The following is a 24,858-nucleotide window of genomic DNA, read 5'->3' as shown; positions in this document are numbered from 1 at the left end:
GGATCGGCGATGGCGTCATGAGCAAACTATCCTTGTGCCCATGACGCTATGCGGCCCCTGTGACAGGAGTCAAGTTGCTGTTCGCTCATGACACCGAGTGTTCTCTGATCGCCGCTGCCGCGCTGGTCAACACCGCGGGCCGAGACGGCGAGCTCCTGCCCGACATCGCCGCGCTGGACGCGTTCTTCACCCGGCACTCCTACAGCGGACGGCACGAGCACACCGACGCCGAGCTACGCGCTGTCCGGCAGTTGCGGCCCCAGCTGCGCCGCATCTGGCACGCCGAACCGGCCGAGATCGTCGCCGTGGTCAACGGCCTGCTGCTGGAGCACCGGGCGCTGCCACAGCTGATCGAACACGATGACGAGCCGTACCACCTGCACGCCGTGCCCCGCGACGCGCCGCTGGCCACCCGGATCGCCGTCGAGGCGGCGATGGCGATCGCCGACCTGGTCCGCGCCGACGAGTTGAGCCGGCTGCGGATCTGCGAGTACCCCGACTGCGAGAACGTGGTCGTGGACCTGTCCCGCAACCGGTCGCGGCGGTTCTGCGAGGCCGGCTGTGGCAACCGCGCCGCGGTGACCGCCTACCGCGCCCGCCGGGCCGCCGGCCGCTGATTCTGCCGGCGCGACCTCCACGATGCGGCACCCACCGCGGCAGGCCGGGAGTCAGGGGTGGGTCATCCGGAGCAGGTCGAGCACCTCGTCGAGCTGGGTCTCGCTGAGCTTGCCGGAATCGACGTGCCCCCGGGAGATCACCACCTCGCGGATCGAGGTCTGCCTGGCAAGCGCCTCCTTGGCGATCGACGCGGCCTCGTCGTACCCGAGGTAGCGGTTGAGCGGGGTGACGATCGACGGCGAGCCCTCGGCGTACGCCAGGCAGACCTCGGCGTCCGCGACCAGGCCGGCCACCAGACGGTCGGCGAACAGCCGGCTCGCCGCGGACAGCAACCGGATCGACTCCAGCAGGTTGCGGCCCATCACCGGGAGCATCACGTTCAGCTCGAAGTCACCCTGCGAGCCGGCGAAGCCGACCGTCGCGTCATTGCCGATCACCTGGGCGCACACCTGCCGCATCGCCTCGGCGACCACCGGGTTGACCTTGCCCGGCATGATCGACGAGCCGGGCTGGAGGTCGGGGATGCGCAACTCGCGCAGGCCGGCGCGCGGGCCGGAGCCCATCCACCGAATGTCATTGGCGATCTTGTAGAGGCCCACCGCGACGGTACGCAACTGGCCGGACGTCTCCACCAGCGCGTCCCGGGCACCCTGCGCCTCGAAGTGGTTGCGGGCCTCGGTCAGCGGCAACCCGGTCGACTCGCGCAACCTGCCGATGACGGCGGCGGCGAAACCTAGCGGCGTGTTGATCCCGGTGCCCACGGCGGTGCCGCCCAGCGGCAGCTCGGCCAGCCGGGGCAGCGCCCCCTCCAGCCGTTCCACGCCGTAGCGGACCTGGGCGGCGTACCCGCCGAACTCCTGCCCGAGGGTGACGGGCGTCGCGTCCATCAGATGGGTACGCCCGGCCTTCACCACCGTCTCGAACTCGGCCGCCTTGCCCTCCAGAGCCTCCGCGAGGTAATTGAGCGACGGCAGCAGGTCCTCCGCGATGAACTGGGTGGCGGCCAGGTGGATTGAGGACGGGAACACGTCGTTGCTGGACTGGGAGGCGTTGACGTCGTCGTTCGGGTGCACGTCCCGGCCCAGCTCGCGGGTGGCCAGGGTGGCGATCACCTCGTTGGCGTTCATGTTCGACGACGTCCCCGACCCGGTCTGGAACACGTCGACCGGAAACTGGTCGTCATAGCCGCCAGCGGCCACGTGCGCGGCGGCGGCGACGACGGCGGCGGCCACGTTCGCGTCGATCACGCCCAGCTCACCGTTGACCTCGGCCGCCGCCCCCTTGATCTGGGCCAGCGCCTTGATCTGGGCCGGTTCGAGGCCCCGGCCGGAGATCGGGAAGTTCTGCACCGCACGCTGCGTCTGCGCCCGCCACAACGCTTCGGCGGGCACCTCCACCTCGCCCATCGAGTCGCGTTCGATCCGGTAACCCGTCGCCTCTGGAGTCGTCACGCGTACCATCCTGCCGCGCCCGTCGCCGACTCGCAGATGAACCCTCAGTCCAACTCGGCCAGCAGCCGCTCCACCCCGTGCTGGTCCGGTGACTCGATCTGTCGGAACAGGGGCAGGGCCCGGATCAGATGCGCGCGGGCCGCGGCCGGGTCGGTGTCCCGTAGGCAGCGGGCGATGCCCTCCAGCGCGCGGGCCAGCTCGTACCGGACACTCAACCGGGTCGCGTCGCCGAGCACCCGTCGGTGCAGGTCGAGCGCGCTGGCGACGTCCCCCTGGTCCAGGATCGCCCGGGCCAACAGGTTGCGCGAGGCGCACTGCCCCACCCGGTCGCCCACCTCCATCATCGCCACCAGCGCGTCCCGGTGCAGGGCAGCGGCGCGTTCCGGCCGCCCGGCGACGCGCTCCATCACACCGATCTCGTTGAGCACCTCACCCTCGCCGAACCGGTTGCCCCACTGGCGCTTGAGGTGCAACGCGATCCGCAGGATCCGACGGGCCGGGCGCAGGTCACCCATCCGGTGCCGGATCATGCCGAGGTGCCCGATCGCGTTCACGGTCTGCCGCATGTCCTTCGTCTGACGGGCCAGGAGAAGATGCTGCCGGGCGGTGCGCAGCGCCTCGTCGTACCGGCCCCAACCGACCAGCGCGAAGCACAGGTTGTTCTGCAGGTTGGTCAGCTCGTGTGCGTCACCGAGCCCGGTGACCAGGCTCAGTGCCTCGTCGAACTTCGCCTTGCCCTGCCGGAAGTCACCGTTCGCGGCGTACGAGATTCCGAGGTTCCACAGCGTGCTGAGCACGTCACCGCGCAGCCCGAGCCGGCGGCGCAGGTCGAGCGCCACCTCCATCGACCTGATCGCCTCCGGGAAGCGGGCCAGCCGGAAGTACGCCGAGGAGAGGTAGTTGAGCATCACGGCGACGGCCGCATCGTCACCGAGTCGCTCGGCGACCCGGAGCCCGATCGTGTGGGTCTCGATCAGCTCGTCGAGGTGCCCGCCGTCGAAGTTGAGCCGCCAGCAGGCCCGGGCCAGCTGCCAGCACTGGGTGGGGAAGTCCTCCTCCTCCGCCAGCCGGACCAGGGCAGTGAGCGCGGCAAGGTTCTCCTCGAACCACGCCCGCCCTTCGGCAGCCGGGGCGGCCACCAGATCGGGCCGGCTGGGCATGCTGATGGGGATGGTGCGGCGACTGCCCGCCGCCTCGATCGACCAGGCGATCGCCACCGTGACGGACAGGTGGTGGTCCAGCAGCCGCTCCAGGGCGGCCCGGCGTTCGTGCCGCCACTCCCGGGAATCCAGCAGCAGCCGGGCGTACTCCCGAAGCAGGTCGTGCAACCGGTACCGGCCCGACTGCACCTCCTCCACCAGGTGCGCGTCGACCAGCTCGTCCAGCAGCTCCTGAGTTTCGGTGAGGGACAGCTCCGCGAGGGCGGCAGCCACCTCGCTGTCCAGGCGTCCGCCCGGGTGGAGGCCGAGCAACCGGAACAGCCGTTGCGCCGGCGGAGAGACCTGCGCGTACGACAGTGCGAACGCCTGCCCCACCGAACGCTGCCCGGCGGCCAGCTCGGCCAGCGGGCCCGCCCCGGTGACCAGGCGCTCGGCGAGGTCGGCGACGCGCCAGTGCGGTCGGTGCGCCAGGCGGGCGCCGGCCAACCGGATGGCGAGCGGAAGGTGGCCGCAACGACGCGCCACCTCGGCGGCCGCCTCCGGTTCGGCGGCGACACGTTCCGCGCCGGCCACCCGACCCAGCAGCTCGACGGCCTCGTCGGCGTCGAGCACGGGCAGCGACGACGGTCGTCCCTCGTCCACCCCGACCAGCCGGCGGCGGCTGGTGATCAGGACCAGGCAGTGTGAGCCGTTGGGCAGCAGCGGTGCCACCTGGTCGACGCTGGCCGCGTTGTCCAGCACCACCAGGGCGCGCCGGCCGGCCAGCTCGGTCCGCCAGAGCGCCAGCCGGTCGTCCGGGTCCACCGGCATCCGCTCCGCCGCTACGCCAAGCTGGCGAAGCAGGGCGGCCATGGCCGTGGCCGGCGTCAGCGGGCTGCGCTCGCTGTGCCCGTGCAGGTCGACGAAGAGCTGGGCATCCGGGTAGCGGTCGGCGAGCGCGGTGGCGACGTGCACGGCGAGGGTGGTCTTGCCGCTGCCGGCCATCCCGTCGATCAGTTGGATCCGGCTGCCGTCCTCCTCGATCTCCTTGACCAGGCGGGCCATCGTCTCGTGCCGGCCGGTGAAGTCACCGATCGCCCGGGGTAGCGACCGGACCGGGGCGACCAGCCTGGTCTCCCGGCCGGCCAGGGCCAGGTCGCCGGCGAGCACCCGCTGGTGCAGTTCCTGCAACTCGACGCCCGGTTCGATGCCCAGCTCGTCGGCGTAGATCTGCCGGCCCTCCCGGTAGACCGCGAGCGCGTCGGCCTGCCGGCCGACCGAGGAGAGGGCGAGCATCAGTTGGCCGCGCAGGCGTTCCCGCAGCGGGTGCTGGTCGACGCTCTCGGTCAGCTCCTCCAGCAGCTCGGCGGCCTGGCCGAGGCGCAACTCGACGTCGACGCACTCCTCCAGCGCGGTGAGGCGCTGCTCGTCGAGCCCTTGGGCGCGGCGGCGGACGCTGCGGCTGGTGATGCCCCCGAGTGCCGGCCCACGCCAGAGCACCAGGGCCGCGCGGAACCGTTCCCGCGCGTCGACCAACCGACCGGCCGAGACAGCGGCCCGGGCAGTCTCCACAGTGCGGGTGAAGACCTCGGCGTCCAGGTCAGCCGGCGCGGTACGCACGCCGTACCCCGCCGGGTCGGTGACGATGGTCTCCGGTGCCAGCCCGAGCTCGGCGAACCGGCGCCGCAACCGCGACACGCAGGTCTGCAACTGTGCGCGGGCGGTGGCCGGTGGGCGCTCCTCCCAGACTGCGTCGACCAGCTCCTCGACCGGCACCAACCGGCCGGACCGCAGCAGCAGCATGGCGAGCACGATCCGGTCGCGACCGGCGGTGACGGTGGACTCGCCACCGCCGACCCGCAGAGGCCCCAGGATCCCGAACCGCATCTGCTCCCCCGCATCGATGGTGCAACTTCCAGCAGAGTAGCCCCACGGTCACGGATCGCCTCGATCCGGCGATAGTGATCTGAGAGCGGATCGACAGCGACGCGCCGGAGACTCGCTCCGGGTTGTCGGTGACGACATCCGACGGGGGCGGTGCGCCCGTTCCCACCCCAGCGGGGGCGGGCGCACCGATGTCGGTGAAGCACAGACGACAGAAGGGGGCGTCGGGCTGATCGCCCGGTGCCCCCTTCGCGTACGCGGGTCAGCGACGACCGACGGTGAGCACCGGCTTGGTGACCTCGGCGAAGAAGTCGTTGCCCTTGTCGTCGACCACGATGAAGGCGGGGAAGTCCTCCACCTCGATCTTCCAGATCGCCTCCATGCCCAGCTCCGGATACTCCAGGACCTCGACGTGCTTGATGCAGTCCTGGGCAAGGCGTGCGGCGGGGCCTCCGATCGAGCCGAGGTAGAAGCCGCCGTGCTGCTGGCAGGAGCGGGTCACCTGACCAGACCGGTTGCCCTTGGCCAGCATCACCTGCGAGCCGCCGGCCTCCTGGAACTTCTCCACATAGGCGTCCATCCGGCCGGCGGTGGTCGGCCCGAATGAGCCGGAGGCGTACCCCTCGGGGGTCTTGGCCGGGCCGGCGTAGTAGACCGCGTGGTCGCGGAGGTACTGCGGCATCGGCTCGCCAGCGTCCAGCCGCTCGGCGATCTTGGCGTGCGCGATGTCCCGGGCCACCACCAGCGGGCCGGACAGCGACAGCCGGGTCTTCACCGGGTACTTGGACAGCTCGGCGCGGATCTCGTCCATCGGCCGGTTCAGGTCGACCCGGACGACCGTCTCGGCGTCGAGCGAATCGTCGGTGACGTCGGGCAGGAAGCGCGCCGGGTCGGTCTCCAGCCGCTCCAGCCAGACACCCGACGGGGTGATCTTGGCGACCGCCTGCCGGTCCGCCGAGCAGGAGACCGCGATCGCCACCGGGCAGGAGGCACCGTGCCGGGGCAGCCGGACCACCCGCACGTCATGGCAGAAGTACCGGCCACCGAACTGCGCGCCGATGCCGAAGTTGCGGGTCAGCTCCAGCACCTCCGCCTCCAGCTCCAGGTCCCGGAAGCCGTGGGCGCTCATCGAGCCGGCGGTGGGCAGCGCGTCCAGGTACTTGGCGCTGGCGTACTTCGCGGTCTTCAGGGCGTACTCGGCGGAGGTGCCGCCGATGACGATGGCCAGGTGGTACGGCGGGCAGGCCGCGGTGCCGATCAGCCGCAGCTTCTCCTCCAGGAACTGCATCATCCGCGTCGGGTTGAGCAGCGCCTTCGTCTCCTGGTAGAGGTACGACTTGTTGGCCGAGCCGCCGCCCTTGGCCATGAACAGGAACTTGTACGCGTCGGGGTGCCCGTCCGGGTCCTCGGCGTACAGCTCGACCTGGGCCGGCAGGTTGCTGCCGGTGTTCCGCTCGTCCCACATGGTCAGCGGGGCGAGCTGCGAGTAACGCAGGTTCAGCTTGGTGTACGCCTGGTAGACACCCCGGGAGATGGCCTCGGCGTCGGCCCCGTCGGTCAGAACGTGCCGGCCCCGCTTGCCCATCACGATGGCGGTGCCGGTGTCCTGACACATCGGCAGCACCCCGCCGGCGGCGATGTTGGCGTTGCGCAGCAGATCCAGCGCCACGAACCGGTCGTTCGGTGAGGCGGCCGGGTCGTCGATGATCGCCCGGAGCTGAGCCAGGTGCGCGGGGCGCAGGAAGTGCGCGATGTCGTGCATCGCCTCGGCGGTCAGGGCGGTGAGCGCGGCCGGCTCCACGGTGAGGAACCGGCGGCCTCCCGGGCCGTGTACGACGTCCACGCCCTCGTCGGTGACCAGGCGGTAGTCGGTCTGGTCGGGGCCGGTCGGCAGCAAGGGGGCGTACGAGAATGCGGCGGCACTGCTCATGAGCGGCAAGCCTAGGGCAGACCGGTCGATCATTCCCACCCGCCGGGCTGGTCCTGGGATGCCGCTCTCATTCGCCGGCCCCGCCGAGCTCCCGGCTCGTCCCGGTCAGCGTCCCGCCCGGCCGAGGCTGGCCGCGCCGGCACCGCCCGCTCAGCCGTCCTTGCCTCCGGCCGGGTCGCCGCAGAGTTCCCGCTTGGGCCCGCAGTTGTCGTCGCCTCCGGGGGCGGGGCCGGTGCCGCCCGGGCCGGGGATGCCGCCGCTGCCGGGCGGTGCGCCGGGGGCGCCGGCGGTCGCGCCGAAGCGGACGTACCCGATTTCCCGCCCCTCACCGACGATCATGCCCTGCGGCCCGACGGCGAGGGCGTTCGCGGGGGTCCGCAGGGCGGCAAGCTCCCGGCCGCTGCGCGGGTCCACGGCGACCAACCGGGACGGCTTCTCGTCGGCGACCACCGCCGCGTACGGCGTGAGCGCCGCGCCGGCCTTGCCGCCGGCGGGCCGGGTCCACAGAACCCGGTCGGTGCCGAGTTCGCGGGCCACCACCGAGCGCTTGTCGGCGGCCCGGAACAGGGCGTACCGGTCGTCGACCGCGATCAGCTTGGTACCCGGTTCGCCGACCCAGAGCAGCCGCCCGTCGTACCCGTCGATGACCGCCTCGCGGCCGTCCGGGCCGACCCCGATCAGGACGTTCCGCGCGCCCTGCGGGTCCTCGCGCTGGGCGCAGCCGGCGCTGTCGGCGGTCCGCAGGTTGACGCCGGCCCGCTGCCAGGCCTCCTGCCCAGTAGCCGGGTCGCGGGCGGAGATGGCGAAGTAGCAGGTGCCGTCCTGGGAGCGGGCGTCGATCCGCAGCATCCGACCGCCCACCACGGAGAGCCGCTCGTCCCGGTCCGGCTCGACGTTCTGCAGCACCCGGCCGGTCGCGGTGTCGACCACGTGCACGCGACCGTCGACCGGGAACCCGAGCAGTGGTGGCACCGGCTCCGGTCCGGCCACCCGGTCGTCGATCCGGGTGGCGGTGAGCCGGCGGGTGCCGCGCAGACCCGGGTTGTCGGCGAGCAGCCCGCTGCTCACGCCGGGCAGGAAGGCCGTCCACAGTGGTGCGGTGCCGCGCGGATCCCAGGCGCTCAGGGTGCAGTCGGTGGCGTCGGTGCAGTGGGCGTCCAGCAGCAGGTTGCGGTACGTCCAGACGGCAACCGCGTCGTCGTCACGTCGCCGGGTCACCCCGGTGCTGGGGTCGAGCAGCTCGTACCCCTTGACCAGGAGCTTTCCTACCGCGACCACCGGGTCCCGGTCGCCGCCGGCCACCGCGGACCAGTCCGCCTTGCGCTCCCAGAGCTGAGCGCCGGTGGCGAGGCTGCGGGCTTCGACCCGGGTGCGCTGCTCGACCACCACCGTGTCGCCGGCGATGGTCACGCTGCGCGGGGTGCCGCCGGCCCGCACCTGCCAGACCACGTCCGGCTCGGAGATGGGTTCACTGCGGTCCACCCAGTCCCACAGGCCCGGGAAAGGGTTCCACACGCCGGTCGCGGCGAGGGCGACCACCACGGCGAGGCCAAGCAGCAGCCCGCCGCGCACGCTCCCCTTCGCCACACGCACACGGTAGCCACGATCACGGATCTTTCGTACGCCCGCGCCGCCGTGTCGCCGCGCTTTCTGCGGCCGGAGGTGTTAACAGGGGGCCCTTCCTCTACCGGAGGCGTTAAGAAGGTGCCCTTCCTTCGGTCCGTACGGCACTGCGCACCAGCGGCAGCGTGCGGTACGGGATCTGCTCGGCCAGCGCGATGATCGTCGAAGCCCGAGTGATCCCAACGGACGACACGATCTGGTCGATGACCCGCTGCAGGTCCGTGTTGGAGCGGGCCACGATCCGGCAGAGCAGGTCACTGGAACCGGTGATGGTGTGCGCCTCCAGCACCTCGGGAATGGCGGCCAGGTGGGCGGTGACCGGGTCGTGGCCGTGCCGCTGACTGATCTCCAGGGTGACGAAGCTGGTCACCCCGAACCCGATCGCGGCCGGTGAGATCTCCGGGCCGAACCCGCCGATGACTCCCCGGTCGACCAGCTTGTTCAGCCGGGCCTGCACGGTGCCTCGGGCCACCCCGAGCCGCCGGGAGCACTCCAGCACGCCGATCCGCGGCTCCTCGGCGAGCAGTTCGATCAAACGCACGTCGAGCGTGTCGAGCTGTACAGCCTGCTCACCATTCATGGGTTCAGACCATACCGAATGTGCAACCTGACCAGCTTTTACTCCGACAGTTGCCCAGTCGGGGCCGGCACAGCGATCCTCGCCACAGGAACCAACCACGGCGGCCCACGAGGCCGGCCGGTACGCGAGGGAGGCCACCATGACCCAGGCGATCGACCGACCCCAGTCGACCGAGGACGTCGACGTCGACCGGCTCGTCGGCGCCGTCGACCACGACATCAGCCACGACCCCTTCCCGGTGAAGGGCCTCGACCACGTGCACTTCCTGGTCGGCAACGCCAAGCAGGCCGCGCACTACTACTCCACCGCGTTCGGCATGACCTGCGTGGCGTACCGCGGCCCCGAGCAGGGCTACCGGGACCACGCCCAGTACGTGCTGACCAGCGGCTCCGCCCGGTTCGTGCTGACCGGCGCGGTGCGCCCGGACGCCGACGGCGCCGAGCACGTGGCCCGGCACAGCGACGGGGTGAGCGACATCGCGCTCGAGGTGCCGGACGTGGACACCGCGTACGCACACGCCATCGCCCAGGGCGCCACCAGCGTCGTGGAGCCGCACGAGGTGACCGACGAGCACGGCACGGTCCGGATGGCGGCCATCGCCGCGTACGGCGACACCCGGCACACGCTGGTCGACCGGTCCCGCTACACCGGCCCGTTCCTGCCCGGCTTCGTGGCCCGCGGCCCGATCGTGGACCGGCAGCCGATGATCGACGCCGGCATCCAGCCGAAGCGCTTCTTCCAGGCCGTCGACCACGTGGTCGGCAACGTGGAACTGGGCCGGATGGACGAGTGGGTCGAGTTCTACAAGCGGGTGATGGGCTTCACCAACATGGCGGAGTTCATCGGCGACGACATCGCCACCGACTACTCGGCGCTGATGAGCAAGGTCGTGGCGAGCGGCACCCGCAAGGTGAAGTTCCCGCTCAACGAGCCGGCGATCGCGCGCAAGAAGTCGCAGATCGACGAGTACCTCGAGTTCTACCAGGGCCCGGGCGCCCAGCACATCGCCGTCGCCACCAACGACATCCTGGCCAGCGTCGACGCGATGCGGGCCGCCGGGGTGGAGTTCCTGGACACCCCGGACTCGTACTACGAGGACCCGGAGCTGCGTGCCCGGATCGGCAACGTGCGGGTGCCGATCGAGGAGCTGAAGGCCCGCAGGATCCTGGTCGACCGGGACGAGGACGGCTACCTGCTCCAGATCTTCACCAAGCCCGTGCAGGACCGGCCGACCGTCTTCTTCGAGTTGATCGAGCGGCACGGCTCGCTCGGCTTCGGCAAGGGCAACTTCAAGGCGCTCTTCCAGGCCATCGAGCGGGAGCAGGAAGCCCGCGGCAACCTGTAACACTTGCGAGCGTGACGCAGCCTCCGTCGTACCCGACGCCGCCGGTCGGTGGGCCCCCGCCCGCCGCCGGCGGCGTCGCTCCGCCGCCCGGACCACACCCCCAGGGGTACGCGGTGCCGCCGCAGTACGCTCCGCCCGGATACGCCCCGGCGCCGTGGTACGCCGGGCCGCCCCGACCGGTGACCCCGCCACCGGCACTGAGCCCCGGCGGGCAGCCGCTGGCCAGCTTCGCCGACCGGCTGCTGGCCGCTCTGATCGACACCGCGGTCTTCCTGGTGATCGGCATGGCGCTCGCCGTACCCGCAATGATCATCTTCATGATCGTCGTCATGCCCGACCTCTTCCAGGTCGCGCCGGACGGCACCCTCCGCGAGCCTGACTTCCTCAACGATTTCCTGCTGCCGTTGCTGTGGATCGAACTCGCGGTCTTCGCGATCTCGCTGGTGATCGGGTACGTCTACTACGTCGAGATGATGTTCAAGAGCGGCCAGACGTTCGGCAAGAAGAGCATGAAGCTGCGGATCGTTCCGCTCGACCCGGCCCGCACCCTCGACCGTCGGGCCGCCGCCAAGCGGTACCTGGTGCAGCAGGGCGCCGGCCTAATTCCCGGTCTGAGCTATCTCGACGGGTTGTGGCAGCTCTGGGATAAGCCCTGGCAGCAGTGCCTCCACGACAAGGTCGCCGGAACCGTCGTCGTTAAGGTGTCCTCGTGAGCGAGCGCAGCGAGCGAACCATCAGGCTCAGTAGCGTGGCGCCTCGCGCCGGCGCGCAGCGAAGCGGAGCGGCGGCGTGAGCGTGCAACCTGGCTGGTACGTCGACCCGGCCGACCGTGAGACCCGGCGCTACTGGGACGGCGAGGGCTGGCTCGGCGCGCCCATCCCCGTCGACGAGACTCCGCCGGACGGGCCACCCCCGGTCGAGCCGCCACCCGTCCCGGTCACCCCGGCCGCGCCGGCACCGCCGGCCGCTCCCGGCCCGGTGACCGCCGCGCCGGGCTGGTCGCCACACCACGGTCCAGGTCCACAGCCAGGGCCGGGCACACAGCCGGGGCACGGCCCGGGCTGGGGACCGCAGGCGGGTCCCCCCGGCTGGGCACCGCACGGTGTTCCGCCCGGCTGGGCGCCGCACGGTGCTCCTCCCGGCTGGCCTGGACGGCCGCCCGAGCCGCGCCCGCACGGGCTGGCGTTGGCCGGCTACGGCCAGCGGTTCACCGCCCGACTGATCGACTTTGGCCTCGTCTTCGCGCTGAACGCACTGGTCAACGGCTGGTTCGTCTGGCGGTGGGTCCAGGAGTGGGCGCCGTACTGGCGGGAACTTTTCCGGCGAGCAGCGCGCGGCGACACCTCCGCCGAGGGGATGCCGGTGCCTGGCGAACAGGCCGGGCTTCTCCTGGTGGTGATCCTGGTGATCGCCACGGCGCTCTGGCTGGCGTACGAGGTGCCCGCCATGGCCGTTGGCGGGCAGACCATCGGCAAGCGGGTGATGCGGATCCGCGCCGTGCCGCTCGCCGCCGACCAGCCGCTGGGCTTCGGCTCGGCGCTGAGCCGGTGGACCACGCTCGGCATGCCCACCCTGCTCTGGTACTGCGCCGGGCTCGGCCTGCTGCTGCAATTGGTCGACGCCCTCTCCCCGCTCTTCGACCACCCGCTCCGTCAGGCGCTGCACGACAGACGTGCGCAGACGGTGGTCGTCCAGGTCCCCCGCACCACCGGTTCCGCCACCCAGAACGACAGCAACGAGCCCTCGGGAGAAACCCCATGACCGACTCCGGACGTCACCAGCCGGCGCTGCGGCTGACCCGCGCCGACCTCGACGCGCTGCCCAGCTACGTACCGGGGCGCAGCCCCGCCGACCTGGCGCGTGAGCTGGGTCTGCCGGAGGCGATCAAGCTGGCCAGCAACGAGGTGCCGTACGGGCCGCTGCCCGGTGTGGTGGAGGCGGTCACCGAGGCGCTCGCCGCTTCGCACCGCTACCCGGACATGGGCGTGGTCGCGTTGCGCGACGCGCTGGCCCAGCGGTACGGGGTGGACGCCGACCGGATCGCCACCGGCTGCGGGTCGGTGGCGCTCGCCGAGCACCTGGTGCGGGCCACCTGCCTGCCCGGCGACGAACTGCTCTACTCGTGGCGGTCGTTCGAGGCGTACCCGATCATTGCGGCGACCAGCGGCGCGACCAGCGTGCGCGTGCCCAACGACGCCGGGCACGGGCACGACCTGGCGGCGCTGGCCGCGGCGGTGACCGACCGGACCCGGATGGTCCTGGTCTGCAACCCGAACAACCCCACCGGCACTGCGGTACGCCGGGCGGAGCTGGACCGGTTCCTCGACGCGGTGCCGGACGACGTGCTGGTGGTCATCGACGAGGCATACCGGGAGTTCGTCACCGACCCGGAGGTGCCGGACGGGCTCGACTACCTGGACCGGCCGAACGTGGCGGTGCTGCGCACCCTGTCCAAGGCGTGGGGCCTGGCTGGGCTGCGGGTGGGCTGGCTGGTCGCCCAGCCGGTCGTGGCGGCGGCGATCCGCAAGGTGGTGACCCCGTTCTCCACCAGCACGGCCGCCCAGGCCGGGGCTCTTGCCGCGCTGGCCCAGGCTCCGGAGATGGAGCGCCGTTGTGCCCTGGTCGTCGCCGAGCGGGACCGGGTCACCGAGGCGGTGCGCAAGTTCGTGCCCGACGTCCCCACCAGCCAGGCCAACTTCATCTGGCTGCCGCTGGGCGACCGGGCGGTGGCGTTCGGCAAGTCGTGCGAGGCGCGCGGGGTCATCGTCCGCCCGTTCGCCGGGGACGGGGTCCGCGTCACCATCGGCACTCCGGCCGAGAACGACGCGTTCCTGGCCGCCGCGGAGGCGGCACTGGTCTGACTCGCCGGCTCACTCCGGTCGCCGACGGCGCACCACCAGCCAACCGATCAGGTGGCGGCCAGGACCACCGTCTCGGCGGTCAGGTAGTACCGCTGGTCGTCCCCGGTCGGGTCGACCGGCTCGCGGAGCCGTTCCACCGCGAGGTAGCCGTCCGCCGCCGCCACCGCCCCGGGCGCCCAGCCGGTCCCGTCCGAGCCGACGTTGAGCGTGAAGCGAGAGAGCTGCCTACCGGTCACCGGATCGAGCGTCACCAGGTCGTTCTCGTCGGTCAGCAGGTGCACCCGGCCGGGTTGGGCGGCGAGCACCCGGGCCCGTCCCAGCCCGTCGACCCGCCACAGCTCGGCACCGGAGCGGGTCGACCGACCAACGGCCACACCGTCGAGCACGGTGATCGCCTGCTCGCCGGCCAGGATGGTGCCGGACGAGTCCAGCGCGGGGGCGGCGATCGGCTCACCGGCGCCTAGCAGCCACCCCCGGCCACCCGCGTCACCCGGCCCGGCGGTCCGCAGCCCCGGGCAGTCCGACCGCCCGGTACGGCAACCGAGCGGTGTCGCCACCAGCCCGTCCGGGCCGTTCGGCGGCCGCCAGCGCTCGCGCACCATGCCGGTCACCGCGTCCCGGAACTCGACCGTGGCCGGGCCGGCGCAGTTGTCGACGCCGATCAGCTGGCCGGAGGAGGTGGTGCCGACGTCGTCGCGGCAGCCTCCGGGCAGGTCGACCCGCCACAGCTCCCGGCCGCCGCTCAGCGCCACCCCGCGTGCCTGGGTGTCTCCGGTGACCACCAGCACCGTCCGGCCGTCCTTGAGGTCGGTGAGGTAGATCCCGCGCGGATCCCAGACCGTTGCCGCCCCGGTACGCCGGACCACCGGCCCACCCCGGGCGGGCACCGGGCCGTCGGCTCGCCAGAGCACCCGCCCGGTCGACGCGTCGAGCGCGACCAGACGGCCGTCGGACCAGCGGCTGACCACGGTCCTGCCGCTGGCCACCACCCCGGTCAGCTCCGCCGGCCAGCGCCGGTACGACCAGTACGGGCTGGTCCGGCGCCGCCCGTCGACCGGCCGGTCGGCATAGACTTGGCGGTGCGCGGCGTACACCCGCAGCCGCGCGTCCACGATCAACGGGGCGACCGGCAGCCGACCGACCACACCGACGGCCGGCTGAGCCGCGGCCGGGTACGTCCCCCGTGCCACCGTGCTCACCTCGGCCGGCGCGAGCACCCGGTGGACGATGACCGCGACCGCCGCGGTGGCGAGCAGCGCCACGACCGCCATCACGAGCCGTCGTCGGCCCTTCGGGAACCCCATGCCGCACCTCCGCCCGGCACCCTACCCAGCGGAACCCGTCGGACCCTGGTCAGGTCGCGCCGACCGGCGGGGACATCGGCGGTGGAACCGGACGGATGAAGGTCAGGCTGCTTCGACGGAGCCGGTGGCGCCGGCCGCGAGGGCCAGGTCGGCGAGATCACGCCGAAGCGCCACCTCCACCGCCCGGGCGGCGAGCCCACCGAGCAGCAGCGCCACCACCCGGCCGTACGGGGCGGTCGGCACCGCCTCCTGGGTGACGGTGACCGCCGTGCAGCCACGACGGCGACGCTGGACCGACTGCAGGCTCCAGGTGATCCGGTAGTCCACACCGGCACCGGAGGAACAGAGCACCAGCCGGTGTGGGGCGCGCGCCTCCACCACCAGGAACTCCTCGGTCAGCGTGCCGCCGCCCGGCTGGGTGCGCTCCTCGCGCCACGCGGTGCCGGGCCCGAACGGACCCGGGGTGAGCAGCTCGACCGGGCCGGCGGCGCTCAGCCGGGCCGCACGGCCGGGAAGGTCGGTCAGTAGACGCCAGACGTCGACGGCGTGCGCCTCGATGAACCCGGTAACCGCCACCGTCGACATGCCACCCTCCCGTGTCCTCGACGGTACGCGGGGTAAGGGCCGGACGGGGCCTCCGGGACGGAATTTCCACCGCCCGGAGGCCACGTTGTCCGTTTCGCCCGGCCGATCGGCGGCGGTCAGCGACCGGTACGGCGGTCAGCGATCGAAGCGACCGGCCCGGATCGCGCCGATGAACGCCGTCCATCCCGGCGGGCTGACGGCGAGTGTGGGACCGGCCTGGTCCTTGGAGTCGCGGACCGCGACCAGACCGACGACGTCGACCAGGTTGTCCGCCACCTCCACGCAGAGCCCCTGGTCGTTGGAACGGCTGCTGGTACGCCATACCGCGCCCGCGAAATCGTGCATCGTCCTACCTCCGTGTGTGATGGGGTGCCCCACCGCTGGCAGCCGGGCGCGGCCCGGCCCGTACCGGGCGGCGGGGCGGCGATGGAATCCGCGACGATCAACGGGGTAACCCGGATCGGTGATCGCACAGCCGGTGCGATCATCAGTCCCATCGACGAGACGGTTCCCCGGACGGGCCCACACTGGGTCCAGCACGACCCCCGAACCCGGTCCGACCGGCCGGTCAAGGGGTGCCCGGATCAGCGGGCCGGACGGACCGTCCCGGTGACCTCGCCGAGGGCGACGGTGGTGCCGTCCGGGCCGGGAGCGGTGGCGGTGATGGTCACCGTGTCGCCGTCGGCGAGGAAGGTGCGACTCTCCCCGCCGAGCTTCACCGGCTCTGCCCCGCCCCAGGTCAGCTCCAGGAACGAGCCGACCTGCCCACGGTCCGGGCCGGAGACGGTGCCCGAGGCGTACAGGTCGCCGGTGCGCAGGGACGCGCCGTTGACGGTGAGGTGCGCCAACTGCTGGGCCGGCGTCCAGTACATGGTGGCGAACGGCGGCTCGCTGACCCGCTCGCCGTTCCATTCGACGGCCAGCCGGAGGTCCAGCCCCAGGTGCGGCACGTCCCGCAGGTAGTCGACGACCGGCGGGTCCTGGTCCGGCGCCGGCACGAAGGCGTCAGCGAGCGCGTCGAGTGGCGTCACCCAGGCCGAGATCGAGGTGGCGAAGGACTTGCCCAGGAACGGCCCGAGCGGCTGGTACTCCCAGGCCTGGATGTCCCGCGCCGACCAGTCGTTGACCAGCACCACGCCGAAGACGTGGTCGGCGAAGTCGTCGACGGACACCCGGGCGCCCAGCGGGCTGGGAACGCCGACCACGAAGCCGACCTCAGCCTCGATGTCGAGGCGTACGGACGGGCCGGTGACCGGGCCCTCGGCGGAGGCGCGCTGGCCGGTCGGGCGGATAACCGGCGTCCCGGAGACCACCACCGTGCCGGCCCGCCCGTGGTAGCCGATCGGCAGGTGCTTCCAGTTGGGCAGCAACGGCGGCTGGCCCGGGCGGAAGATCTGCCCGACGTTCGACGCATGGTGCTCGGAGGAGTAGAAGTCGACGTAGTCGGCCACGTCGACCGGGAGCAGCAACTCCACCTCATCCAGCGGCACCAGCAGCGGCTCCACCTCGGCCCGGTGCGCCGGGTCGGTCAGCAGTTCGGTGATCCGCCGCCGCACGGCCGTCCACTGCGGACGGCCCAGCGCCATGAAGTCGTTGAGAGTGGGCCGGCACAGCGTCCCGGCGGCCAGCACCAGCTCGGCGGCCTCCGCCGCGGCCAGGTCGAGCACCCACGAACCGATCCGCACGCCGATCCGCGGCCGACCCCCGTCGGACCGAAACACCCCGTACGGCAGGTTCGTCACCCCGTACGGCGAACCGTCGACACCGGTCACCCAGGTCATGCGTCGTAGCCCCCGTTCACCAGCCCCAGCCGGATCAGATCGGTCAGTGGTTCCAGGATGCTGCACGAGCCGAAGCCGACCCAGAGCGGGCGGAGCGCGTCCAGCCGGCCGTTCGTGCGCTCCAGCAGCGGGCGCGGATCGGTGACGATGAGCAGCTCGGCGACCGTGCCCACGCCGTCGCCCTCGGCGGCCGCCAACGTCGCGGCCAGCACGTTGGCGTAGCCGTGGTGGGTGAACCCGGTCTCCGGGTCGAGGTGGCGGACCGCCTGGTGCAGCCCCGCGGTCAGCTTGAACGGCAGGTCCCGGTCCCGGCAGGCGCAGATAACCGCGGCCAGCTCGGCCGGCGTGGGGAATAGCTCGGCGGCCAACCCACCGGTGCGGAACTTGGCCGCGACCGGCACCCCGTCGGCCCGGGCGGCGGCGAGCGCGTCCAGCGCGCCCGTCAGCCCGAAGGTCAGCGGCAGCTCGGCGTAGACGGCCTCGACGTCGGGCAGGGAATCGGCCACCCGCAGCAGCTCGGCGATGCCGGGCAGCGGATCCTCGCCCCGCCGGGCGACCGCCACCTCGACCTGCCGGGCGGTGACGCCGTCCGGCGCCAGGAACGACAGCGCGAAGGGCAGGTTCCCGATCCCGGTGTCTCCGATCACGCCGACCACCAGGCCCTCGGCGGGGTCGACGAGACCACTCAGCTCGCCCGCGGCGACGGTCGAGGCCGGGACCAGCAGCGGGCCGACCAGGTCGGTGTACCAGGCGGCGCGGTGCCCGCGGTGGGCGGACAGGGCGTCGGGCAGCGCGGCGCTGCCCGGAGGGAAGACGGCGGCGTCATCCACCAGGCCGTCGAGGAGTGCGGGCACCTGCGTTGACACGGAACAAGAATGTACGGGACGCTACAAGGAACGGACAACAGCGTCCGATTATCGGACGCCTCCGGCCGGTTGACGGGACATATCGGGAGGCGAGATGCCGTACTACCGCAGCGTCGGCGAGGTGCCGCGCAAGCGCCACACCCAGTTCCGTCAGCCCGACGGCAGCCTCTACGCCGAGGAGCTGATGGGCCAGGAGGGCTTCTCCTCCGACTCGTCCCTGCTCTACCACCGGCACGCGCCCACCGCGATCCTGGCTGCCGACGAGTTCACCCCGCCGGTGTTCACCCGGACGCCGAACCTGCCGCTCAAGCCCCGCCACCTGCGCACCCACAAGCTCGACGCCGGCGGCGCCGACCCGGTCCTCGGCCGGCAGTACCTGCTCGCCAACGACGACGTACGGATCGGGTACGTCCTCGCCGACCGGCCATCGCCACTGTTCCGCGACGCCACCGGCGACCACTGCCTCTACGTCGAGTCGGGGGCGCTGCGGGTCGAGTCCCCGTTCGGCGTGCTGGACGCGGTGGCCGGCGACTACGTCGTCATCCCCACCTCGACCATCCACCGGCTCGTGCCCACCGGCGAGCAGCCCGTCCGGCTGCTCACCATCGAGGCGTCCGGGCACATCGGCCCGCCCAAGCGCTACCTCTCGGTCCGGGGCCAGTTCCTGGAGCACTCGCCGTACTGCGAGCGCGACGTCCGCGGCCCGGACGCCCCGCTGCTCGTCGACGGCGAGGAGGCGGAGGTGCTGGTCCGGCACCGGCGTGGCTGGACCCGCTACGTCTACGCGAACCACCCGTTCGACGTGGTCGGCTGGGACGGGCACCTCTACCCGTGGGCGTTCTCCATCCACGACTTCGAGCCGATCACGGGCCGGATCCACCAGCCCCCGCCCGTGCACCAAACCTTCCAGGGCCCGAACTTCGTCATCTGCTCGTTCGTTCCCCGCAAGGTCGACTACCACCCGGACTCGATCCCGGTGCCGTACAACCACCACAACGTCGACTCCGACGAGATGCTCCTCTACACCGGCGGCAACTACGAGGCCCGGCGCGGCTCCGGCATCGAGCAGGGCTCGATCTCGCTGCACCCGTCCGGCTTCACCCACGGCCCCCAGCCGGGCGCCGCCGAGCGCTCCATCGGTGCGGACTACTTCGACGAACTGGCCGTCATGGTCGACACCTTCCGCCCGCTGGACCTCTGCGACGCGGCCCCCGCCTGCGAGGACGACGGCTACGCCTGGACGTGGGCGCGTCGCACCTAGATCACGAGCGGATGGCCGTGCGGGTGAAGATGGCGAACTCGGCGACCGCGGTGGCGGCGATGGCCAGTACGAGCGGCCACGGCGAGCCGACAACCGCGTACACCAGGAGCAGGATCGGCGCGGCCGCCACGGCGTAGATCGCCAGGGCCATCGTCCGGTCCGAGTGCAGCAGGGCGGGTAGGACGGTCCGGGTCAGCCCCGGCAGCCGAGCCGCGAGCTGCCAGACGACGATCGCCCCGGTGAGCGCGGCGAGCACCGCCAGGACGCGGGAGAAGCCGTCGTTCGCCGAGGCCGCGAAGGCCACCAGCACCGCGGCCACCAGCGACCAGCCAGCGCCGTAGAGCACCAGACGATGCAGGCCGTACGCGATGGTCCGCCCGGAGTCCATCCGGCGCGGGCTGATCGTGGCCGCCTCGGCGAGGTGTTCCAACGCCTCCGACCAGCGGCGCTGCTCCAGCCGGATGACACCCACGTCGTGCCGGGCGTCGGCGAGGCGCGGGTCGAGCCGCAGCGCCTCGCGGTAGGCCCGCTCGGCCAGGTCGAACAGCTCCAGCCGGGCCGCCACCAGGCCGAGCACCAGGTGCGCCTGCGGTTCGTCCGGGGCCAGCTCGACCCCGCGCCAGGCCGCGTTCAACGCCGGCTGGCCGTTGCGCGAATCGGCCAGGAGCGCCGCCGCGCTGCGCTGGGCGTACGCGTCCGCCGGGCCGAGCGCGAGGAGCTGGTCGGCGGTGGCGGCCGACTCGGCGTAGCGCTCCAGGTCGGCCAGCGCCATGCCCCGGGCGACCAGCGGCGGGAGTGCCTCCGGTGCGGCGGCCACGGCCACGGCCGCGTCGGCGGCGGTGAGCGCGTCGACCGGCCGGCCGGCCGCCAGGTGTACGCGGGCCAGCATGGTGAGCGCTTCCGGGTCGTCGGGCTTCAGCGCGAGCCCATAGGTCAGTTCCCCGGCCGCCTCGTCGTGGCGACCGAGTTCGGCGAGAAGCTGGGCGCGCTCGAGGTAGCCGTCGGCGGCGGAACGGTCGGAGGCGGGGTCGCTGGACATCGCGGCGAGCCTAGGTGGCCGGCGCGTCGTACACCAGGGCCACCGCGATGCCGGCGAGCCCTTCTTCGCGGCCGGTGAAGCCGAGCCCGTCGGTGGTCGCGGCGGAGACGGTGACCGGGGCACCGACGGCAGCGGAGAGAACCTGCTGGGCCTCCGCGCGGCGCCGGCCGATCTTGGGTCGGTTGCCGACGATCTGCACGGAGACGTTGCCGATCTCCAGGCCGGCGGCCCGCACCCGGCGTGCCGTCTCGGTCAGCAGGGCCACCCCGGACGCGCCCGCCCACTCCGGCTGGCCCACCCCGAAGGCGGAACCGAGATCACCCAGACCGGCGGCGGAGAGCAGCGCGTTGCAGGCGGCGTGCGCGGCCACGTCGGCGTCCGAGTGCCCGGCGAGGCCGTCCTGGTCGGGCCAGAGCAGGCCGGCCACCCAGCAGGGCCGGCCGGGCTCGAACGCGTGCACGTCGGTGCCGACGGCCACCCGGGGAACGATCATGAACCGAGGGTACGCGTCAATCGGCGGCCGCGAGCAGATGCTCGGCCAGCGCGAGGTCGAGCGGGCGGGTGATCTTCAGCGCGTACTCCGAGCCGGGCACGCAGCTCACCGTGCCGCGCTGCTTCTCGACCAACCCGGCGTCGTCGGTGAGCGAATCGCCGGCCGCGGCGTGCGCGGCGGTGAGCACGGACCGGCGGAAGCCCTGTGGCGTCTGCACCGCCCGCAGGGCGGATCGGTCCACGGTGCCGAGCACCACCTCGTCGGCGTCGACCTCCTTGATCGTGTCGACGACCGGCAGCACCGGGATGACCGCGTCCCGCCCGTCCCGGACCGCTGCGGCGACGGACTCCACCAGCTCGGGCGGCGTTAGCGCACGGGCGGCGTCGTGCACGAGGATGATCGCCGGACCGGCGGGCACCGCGGCCAACGCCGCGGCCACCGACGCCTGCCGCTCCGCGCCGCCGGGCACAACGGTCACCGGGGCGACCGGGGCGAGCAACTCGCGGACGGCCGTCACCTCGGCGGCCGGGGCGGCCACCACGATCGTGTGCACCGAGGGTGCGGCGGCCAACCGGCGCACGGCGTGCACCAGCAGCGGCTCCCCGGCGAGCAGGCGCAGCGCCTTGGGTCGGCCGGGGCCGAGCCGTACACCGGCACCCGCCGCAGGCACGAGGACCGCGACGTCACCGCGCGGATTCAGCTGCGCGGTCACGTCGCGGTCCTCGGTGGTTTCTTCGCTACGAAGTGGGTACGACGATGCTGTGCGGACTAGGCCTCGGTGAGCACCTTGTCGAGCAGCGTCTCCGCCTCGTCCTTGGTGCTCTTCTCCGCCAGCGCGACCTCGCCGACGAGGATGTCACGGGCCTTGGCGAGCATCCGCTTCTCGCCCGCGGAAAGGCCCCGCTCCCGCTCCCGACGCCACAGGTCACGCACGACCTCGGCGACCTTCAGCGGGTTGCCGGAGGCCAGCTTCTCCAGGTTGGCCTTGTAACGCCGCGACCAGTTGGTCGGCTCCTCGGTGTGCGGAGCCCGAAGAACGTCGAAGACCTTGCCGAGGCCCTCTTCGCCGACCACCTCACGCACGCCCACGATCTCGGCGTTCTCGGCCGGCACCCGGACCGTCAGGTCACCCTGCGCGACCCTCAGGACGAGGTACTGCTTAGGCTCGCCCTTGATGACCCGAGTCTCGATTGCCTCGATGAGTGCGGCCCCGTGGTGGGGGTAAACAACGGTCTCGCCGACACTGAAAACCATAGGTTCGAAACCCCTTTCGCTGTGTCTAGGGTAACACGGTCAGGCACCGATGTCTCACCGATGTCCTGACCGTTGGCGCAGCTCAGGGGCCCTGTGAGAGGTCTTTCTTCAGCTTGACAGGCGGTCAAACCGATGGTTCGAACACGCTCCGTAACGCACGGATGACTTCCCGGTACGGGTGAACAGAACGTCGAGATCAAGGGCTATGCGCTCACCTCATGGTATCCCGCCGGGCGGGACCGCGCCCAGGTGTAGCGGGAGGTGCCCCCGGTGCGGGACGCTGGAGGCAGCACCACACTCCGCTCTCGAGACGCTGCCAGGGGGTCCGATGGGCAAGCCGGACGCAGAGGGCCACGGGCTGCCCGACCTGCCACCCGAGTGGGGTCGGGTGGTCGTCCCCGACGACGCGTCCGCACTCGCCACCGAGGCCGCCCAGATCCGCCGTGAGCTGCGCCGGACCACCGGCCTACCGGGTGGGCACCGCGCCATGGCCCTGCCACTGCTGATCCTGCTGGTGGCCGTGCTCACCACACTGGCCGGCCTGCTGGCGGTCACCTGGCCGCGCGCCAACCGTGGCGCCGACCGCCCGACCCCGGCTCCCTACGCGCCACCCGCGCCCCTCGCCGGGCGGGCGCTGCCCGCGCTGGACCTGGTCGACGCCGGCCAGTCACCGGTACCCCTGCGCGGCCTACTGCCCGCCATGATCATCCTGGTGGACGGCTGCCCGTGCGCGGACCGGGTGGCCGAGGCCGTGGCGGCGGCGCCCGCCGGGGTGGCCGTGGTCACCGTCAGCGGAGGGCGGGCGGTTACCGCCCCACCGCCGGTCGGGCGGGACGTCCGCGCCCTGGCCGACCCCGCTGGCGGGCTGCGCTCGTTCCTGGGCGAGCCGGCGCGCAACGACACCGCGACCGCACTGCTGGTCGACCGCGCCGGCGTGGTGACCCGGGTGCTACCCGAAGTGGGGCCGGTCGACGCGTACCGGGAGGACCTGACCGCCCTCGCCCGCTGAGGTGGCCTCGCCGGACGGCCCGGCCAGCGAACGCCGGACGTACGGCTCGGGTCAGGACAGCTCGACGAATTGAGCCTCGACGTCGACCGGCTCCTCGCCGGCCGTCGACAGCGACACCCGGATCGGGCCACCGATCGCGTCGACGTCGGCCATGTTGAGCGCGCCGTCACAGTCGATCCGGGACGGTCCCGTCAGCCGCGCGCCGGTGACCACCACCAGCATGCCGCCCGGCCGGGTGCAGCGGTACTGCAGCAGATAGCGGCCGCCGTCGCCCGAGGCCTCCCGGATCACGCTCTTTCCAGGGGTGAGCGTCGCCCGCTCCCGCCAGATCGTCGCGCTGAATCCGGGCAGCCCGTCCGCCGGGTCCCCCTGGGATACGAACTCATCCGCGGGGCCGTCAAGGTCGGTGATCCTGCCCGTCTCCGGGTCGATCCACACCGACGAGGTCTCCCCCTCGCGGGCGATCACACTCGTCTCCGAATCCAGCTGCACCGTGCGCCGCACGTCGGGCACGCCGGAAGGCGTGCCACTTCCCGGCCCGATCTCGTCCGGCCGGACGGTCGGGGTGGGAGCCGGCTGGGCCGTCGCAGCGGGCGCGGCGGCACGCCACCACCAGCCGCCGACGGCCAGGGCGGCCAGGGCCACCCCGACCAGCGCCGCCGAACGCAGCCGGTCGTCCGCCGCAGCATCCATGCGGCGAGCGTACCGGCCGGGTCGCGCGGCGATCAGCCCTGTCGATCGAGCAGCACGGCGTACAGGGTGAGGCCGGGACCGAACGCCAGCATGACGATCCGCCGGGGCGCCGCCGTCGCACGGCTCAGCCGATCGAGGATCAGCAGCACGGTCGGGGAGGAGCAGTTGCCGTGCTCGTCGAGCGTCGCCCGGGACGCCGCCAGCGCCTGCGGCGGGAGGGCCAGCTCCCGCTCGACCACGTTGAGGATGCGCGGCCCGCCCGGGTGCACCGCCCAGCCGTCCACCTCGGAGACCGTGGTGCCGTGCCGGGCCAGCAGGTCGTCGACCAGCCCACGGACGTGCCGGGAGAGCACCTGCGGCACCTTCGGCGACAACCCCATCCGGAAGCCCGCGTCGGTGACGTCCCACGTCATGTGGTCGGCGGTGGACGTGTCGGTGATCGAGGTGACCTCACGCATGACGTACCCCGGGCCGCCCGGCATCACCACGGCGGCGACCGCGGCGTCCGAGAAGAGCGCATGCGAGACGATCTGCTGGGTGTCCACCCGGGCGCTGGACGGCTGGATGTGCAGGCTCGTCAGCTCCGCGCAGAGCAGCAACGCTGGACGGCCCCGGGCGGTGACGAAGTCGCTCGCCGCGCCCAGCCCCGGCAGCGCCGCGTAACAGCCCATGTGACCGACGAACATCCGCTGGGTGTCCGGAGCCATGCCGAGATCCCGGGCGAGCAGGATGTCGAGCCCGGGGGTGGCGTACCCGGTGCAGGAACAGACGATGAACAGCCCGATGTCGCCGGCGCCCAGCCCGGCCGCGGTCAGCGCACGGCCGACCGCCTCCTTGCCCAGCGGCAGCGCCTCCACCTGGTAGCGGCGCATCCGGCGTTCGGTCGGCCAGTCCGAGACGTCCTCCAGCAGGGGATTGACCGCGGCCTGTCGGCGCGTCACCCCCGAGTTCGCGAAGATCCGCTGGGCCAACGACCGGGTGGTGCCGGAGAAGTGCCGGGAGAAGAAGCCCTCCCACAACTCGTCCTGCGAAGCGGACGGCGGCTGTGCCGTCCCGAGCCCCGCGATCACTGGTACGGCCACGATCCCCACCTCTCGTCCGACCCCATCCTCCCCCGACTCCTCCCCCCCCGGCCATCCCGG

At 72.5% G+C, this 24,858-nt stretch carries 23 protein-coding genes; 7 read left to right on the top strand and 16 right to left on the bottom strand.

Translation table 11 applies throughout. From position 1 onward, the window contains the following. Window positions 1–74 precede the first annotated feature (74 nt). Complete coding sequence (locus ABZU69_RS07075; RefSeq protein ID WP_354963481.1) at window positions 75–617, top strand: CGNR zinc finger domain-containing protein; 543 nt, start codon at window positions 75–77, stop codon at window positions 615–617. 51 nt (window positions 618–668) lie between these two features. On the opposite strand, the gene ABZU69_RS07070 is transcribed toward ABZU69_RS07075, so the two are convergent. The 5 genes from ABZU69_RS07070 to ABZU69_RS07050 all read right to left on the bottom strand — a co-directional run bounded on the left by ABZU69_RS07070 (window position 669) and on the right by ABZU69_RS07050 (window position 9,225). Beyond that, complete coding sequence (locus tag ABZU69_RS07070) at window positions 669–2,078, bottom strand: class II fumarate hydratase (protein ID WP_354963480.1); 1,410 nt, start codon at window positions 2,076–2,078, stop codon at window positions 669–671. Window positions 2,079–2,113: 35 nt separating this feature from the next. Continuing rightward, entirely contained in the window at window positions 2,114–5,095 is a 2,982-nt protein-coding gene (locus ABZU69_RS07065) for a BTAD domain-containing putative transcriptional regulator (protein ID WP_354963479.1), read from the bottom strand. 259 nt (window positions 5,096–5,354) lie between these two features. Then, window positions 5,355–7,022 (bottom strand): fumarate hydratase, encoded by a 1,668-nt coding sequence (locus tag ABZU69_RS07060; protein ID WP_354963478.1) that lies wholly within the window; start codon window positions 7,020–7,022, stop codon window positions 5,355–5,357. A 150-nt stretch (window positions 7,023–7,172) separates the two neighbouring features. Next, window positions 7,173–8,582, bottom strand: a complete 1,410-nt coding sequence (locus tag ABZU69_RS07055; RefSeq protein ID WP_354963663.1) for a PQQ-binding-like beta-propeller repeat protein — start codon at window positions 8,580–8,582, stop codon at window positions 7,173–7,175. Between the two features lie 136 nt (window positions 8,583–8,718). After that, window positions 8,719–9,225: an Lrp/AsnC family transcriptional regulator gene (locus tag ABZU69_RS07050; RefSeq protein ID WP_354963477.1), complete on the bottom strand. Its 507-nt coding sequence runs from the start codon at window positions 9,223–9,225 to the stop codon at window positions 8,719–8,721. Between the two features lie 139 nt (window positions 9,226–9,364). Between ABZU69_RS07050 and hppD the strand changes: the two genes are divergently transcribed. From hppD to hisC, 4 genes are all read left to right on the top strand, one after another. Then, window positions 9,365–10,570, top strand: a complete 1,206-nt coding sequence (hppD, locus tag ABZU69_RS07045) for a 4-hydroxyphenylpyruvate dioxygenase (RefSeq protein ID WP_354963476.1) — start codon at window positions 9,365–9,367, stop codon at window positions 10,568–10,570. A gap of 11 nt (window positions 10,571–10,581) precedes the next feature. Continuing rightward, window positions 10,582–11,283, top strand: coding sequence for an RDD family protein (locus tag ABZU69_RS07040; protein WP_354963475.1), 702 nt, complete (start codon window positions 10,582–10,584; stop codon window positions 11,281–11,283). A gap of 76 nt (window positions 11,284–11,359) precedes the next feature. After that, complete coding sequence (locus tag ABZU69_RS07035) at window positions 11,360–12,331, top strand: RDD family protein (RefSeq protein ID WP_354963474.1); 972 nt, start codon at window positions 11,360–11,362, stop codon at window positions 12,329–12,331. Further along, window positions 12,328–13,431, top strand: a complete 1,104-nt coding sequence (gene hisC, locus ABZU69_RS07030; protein WP_354963473.1) for a histidinol-phosphate transaminase — start codon at window positions 12,328–12,330, stop codon at window positions 13,429–13,431. The genes ABZU69_RS07035 and hisC overlap by 4 nt, the downstream gene beginning before the upstream one ends. Window positions 13,432–13,478: 47 nt before the next feature. On the opposite strand, the gene ABZU69_RS07025 is transcribed toward hisC, so the two are convergent. From ABZU69_RS07025 to ABZU69_RS07005, 5 genes are all read right to left on the bottom strand, one after another. Further along, a complete protein-coding gene (locus tag ABZU69_RS07025; protein WP_354963472.1) occupies window positions 13,479–14,735 on the bottom strand; it encodes a PQQ-binding-like beta-propeller repeat protein in 1,257 nt (418 codons plus the stop codon). A gap of 102 nt (window positions 14,736–14,837) precedes the next feature. Next, on the bottom strand, window positions 14,838–15,320 hold the full coding sequence (locus ABZU69_RS07020; RefSeq protein WP_354963471.1) for an SRPBCC family protein: 483 nt from the start codon (window positions 15,318–15,320) through the stop codon (window positions 14,838–14,840). A 135-nt stretch (window positions 15,321–15,455) separates the two neighbouring features. Beyond that, window positions 15,456–15,665, bottom strand: coding sequence for a DUF397 domain-containing protein (locus ABZU69_RS07015; protein WP_354963470.1), 210 nt, complete (start codon window positions 15,663–15,665; stop codon window positions 15,456–15,458). Between the two features lie 239 nt (window positions 15,666–15,904). Next, window positions 15,905–17,101: a fumarylacetoacetase gene (gene fahA / locus ABZU69_RS07010; RefSeq protein ID WP_354963469.1), complete on the bottom strand. Its 1,197-nt coding sequence runs from the start codon at window positions 17,099–17,101 to the stop codon at window positions 15,905–15,907. After that, on the bottom strand, window positions 17,098–17,967 hold the full coding sequence (locus ABZU69_RS07005) for a hypothetical protein (protein ID WP_354963468.1): 870 nt from the start codon (window positions 17,965–17,967) through the stop codon (window positions 17,098–17,100). The genes fahA and ABZU69_RS07005 overlap by 4 nt, the downstream gene beginning before the upstream one ends. Window positions 17,968–18,061: 94 nt before the next feature. On the opposite strand from ABZU69_RS07005, the gene ABZU69_RS07000 reads away from it, so the two are divergent. Beyond that, window positions 18,062–19,228, top strand: coding sequence for a homogentisate 1,2-dioxygenase domain-containing protein (locus ABZU69_RS07000; RefSeq protein ID WP_354963467.1), 1,167 nt, complete (start codon window positions 18,062–18,064; stop codon window positions 19,226–19,228). Between the two features lies 1 nt (window position 19,229). Here ABZU69_RS07000 and ABZU69_RS06995 read toward each other — a convergent pair whose 3' ends face one another. Genes ABZU69_RS06995 through ABZU69_RS06980 form a run of 4 tightly spaced genes read right to left on the bottom strand, consistent with a single transcriptional unit; the run spans window position 19,230 to window position 22,014 of the window. Then, window positions 19,230–20,267, bottom strand: a complete 1,038-nt coding sequence (locus ABZU69_RS06995) for a tetratricopeptide repeat protein (protein ID WP_354963466.1) — start codon at window positions 20,265–20,267, stop codon at window positions 19,230–19,232. 10 nt (window positions 20,268–20,277) lie between these two features. After that, window positions 20,278–20,760, bottom strand: coding sequence for a 2-C-methyl-D-erythritol 2,4-cyclodiphosphate synthase (ispF, locus tag ABZU69_RS06990; RefSeq protein ID WP_354963465.1), 483 nt, complete (start codon window positions 20,758–20,760; stop codon window positions 20,278–20,280). Window positions 20,761–20,776: 16 nt separating this feature from the next. Then, complete coding sequence (gene ispD / locus ABZU69_RS06985) at window positions 20,777–21,472, bottom strand: 2-C-methyl-D-erythritol 4-phosphate cytidylyltransferase (protein ID WP_354963464.1); 696 nt, start codon at window positions 21,470–21,472, stop codon at window positions 20,777–20,779. A gap of 56 nt (window positions 21,473–21,528) precedes the next feature. Further along, window positions 21,529–22,014: a CarD family transcriptional regulator gene (locus tag ABZU69_RS06980; protein WP_007073334.1), complete on the bottom strand. Its 486-nt coding sequence runs from the start codon at window positions 22,012–22,014 to the stop codon at window positions 21,529–21,531. Window positions 22,015–22,342: 328 nt separating this feature from the next. Here ABZU69_RS06980 and ABZU69_RS06975 point away from each other — a divergent pair, with 328 nt between their 5' ends. Then, window positions 22,343–23,023 (top strand): hypothetical protein, encoded by a 681-nt coding sequence (locus ABZU69_RS06975; RefSeq protein WP_354963463.1) that lies wholly within the window; start codon window positions 22,343–22,345, stop codon window positions 23,021–23,023. A 51-nt stretch (window positions 23,024–23,074) separates the two neighbouring features. Here ABZU69_RS06975 and ABZU69_RS06970 read toward each other — a convergent pair whose 3' ends face one another. Together ABZU69_RS06970 and ABZU69_RS06965 are read right to left on the bottom strand one after the other, a co-directional pair. Further along, window positions 23,075–23,716 (bottom strand): hypothetical protein, encoded by a 642-nt coding sequence (locus ABZU69_RS06970; RefSeq protein WP_354963462.1) that lies wholly within the window; start codon window positions 23,714–23,716, stop codon window positions 23,075–23,077. A gap of 32 nt (window positions 23,717–23,748) precedes the next feature. Continuing rightward, window positions 23,749–24,807: a type III polyketide synthase gene (locus ABZU69_RS06965; protein ID WP_354963461.1), complete on the bottom strand. Its 1,059-nt coding sequence runs from the start codon at window positions 24,805–24,807 to the stop codon at window positions 23,749–23,751. Between the last annotated feature and the right edge of the window lie 51 nt (window positions 24,808–24,858).

Origin of the sequence: Micromonospora sp. NPDC005206 (assembly GCF_040608175.1) — a bacterium.
Lineage (GTDB): Bacteria > Actinomycetota > Actinomycetes > Mycobacteriales > Micromonosporaceae > Micromonospora.
The sequence above is the reverse complement of the archived record's forward strand: the minus strand, read 5'-3'. Positions and strand labels throughout refer to the sequence as shown.

Coding starts and splice junctions, on each gene's coding strand:
- ABZU69_RS07070 (WP_354963480.1), bottom strand. CDS start 2,078: ATGGTACGCGTGACGACTCCAGAGGCGACGGGTTACCGGATCGAACGC.
- ABZU69_RS07065 (WP_354963479.1), bottom strand. CDS start 5,095: ATGCGGTTCGGGATCCTGGGGCCTCTGCGGGTCGGCGGTGGCGAGTCC.
- ABZU69_RS07060 (WP_354963478.1), bottom strand. CDS start 7,022: ATGAGCAGTGCCGCCGCATTCTCGTACGCCCCCTTGCTGCCGACCGGC.
- ABZU69_RS07050 (WP_354963477.1), bottom strand. CDS start 9,225: ATGAATGGTGAGCAGGCTGTACAGCTCGACACGCTCGACGTGCGTTTG.
- hppD (WP_354963476.1), top strand. CDS start 9,365: ATGACCCAGGCGATCGACCGACCCCAGTCGACCGAGGACGTCGACGTC.
- hisC (WP_354963473.1), top strand. CDS start 12,328: ATGACCGACTCCGGACGTCACCAGCCGGCGCTGCGGCTGACCCGCGCC.
- ABZU69_RS07025 (WP_354963472.1), bottom strand. CDS start 14,735: ATGGGGTTCCCGAAGGGCCGACGACGGCTCGTGATGGCGGTCGTGGCG.
- ABZU69_RS07020 (WP_354963471.1), bottom strand. CDS start 15,320: ATGTCGACGGTGGCGGTTACCGGGTTCATCGAGGCGCACGCCGTCGAC.
- ABZU69_RS07015 (WP_354963470.1), bottom strand. CDS start 15,665: ATGCACGATTTCGCGGGCGCGGTATGGCGTACCAGCAGCCGTTCCAAC.
- fahA (WP_354963469.1), bottom strand. CDS start 17,101: ATGACCTGGGTGACCGGTGTCGACGGTTCGCCGTACGGGGTGACGAAC.
- ABZU69_RS07000 (WP_354963467.1), top strand. CDS start 18,062: ATGCCGTACTACCGCAGCGTCGGCGAGGTGCCGCGCAAGCGCCACACC.
- ABZU69_RS06995 (WP_354963466.1), bottom strand. CDS start 20,267: ATGTCCAGCGACCCCGCCTCCGACCGTTCCGCCGCCGACGGCTACCTC.
- ispF (WP_354963465.1), bottom strand. CDS start 20,760: ATGATCGTTCCCCGGGTGGCCGTCGGCACCGACGTGCACGCGTTCGAG.
- ABZU69_RS06980 (WP_007073334.1), bottom strand. CDS start 22,014: ATGGTTTTCAGTGTCGGCGAGACCGTTGTTTACCCCCACCACGGGGCC.
- ABZU69_RS06975 (WP_354963463.1), top strand. CDS start 22,343: ATGGGCAAGCCGGACGCAGAGGGCCACGGGCTGCCCGACCTGCCACCC.
- ABZU69_RS06970 (WP_354963462.1), bottom strand. CDS start 23,716: ATGGATGCTGCGGCGGACGACCGGCTGCGTTCGGCGGCGCTGGTCGGG.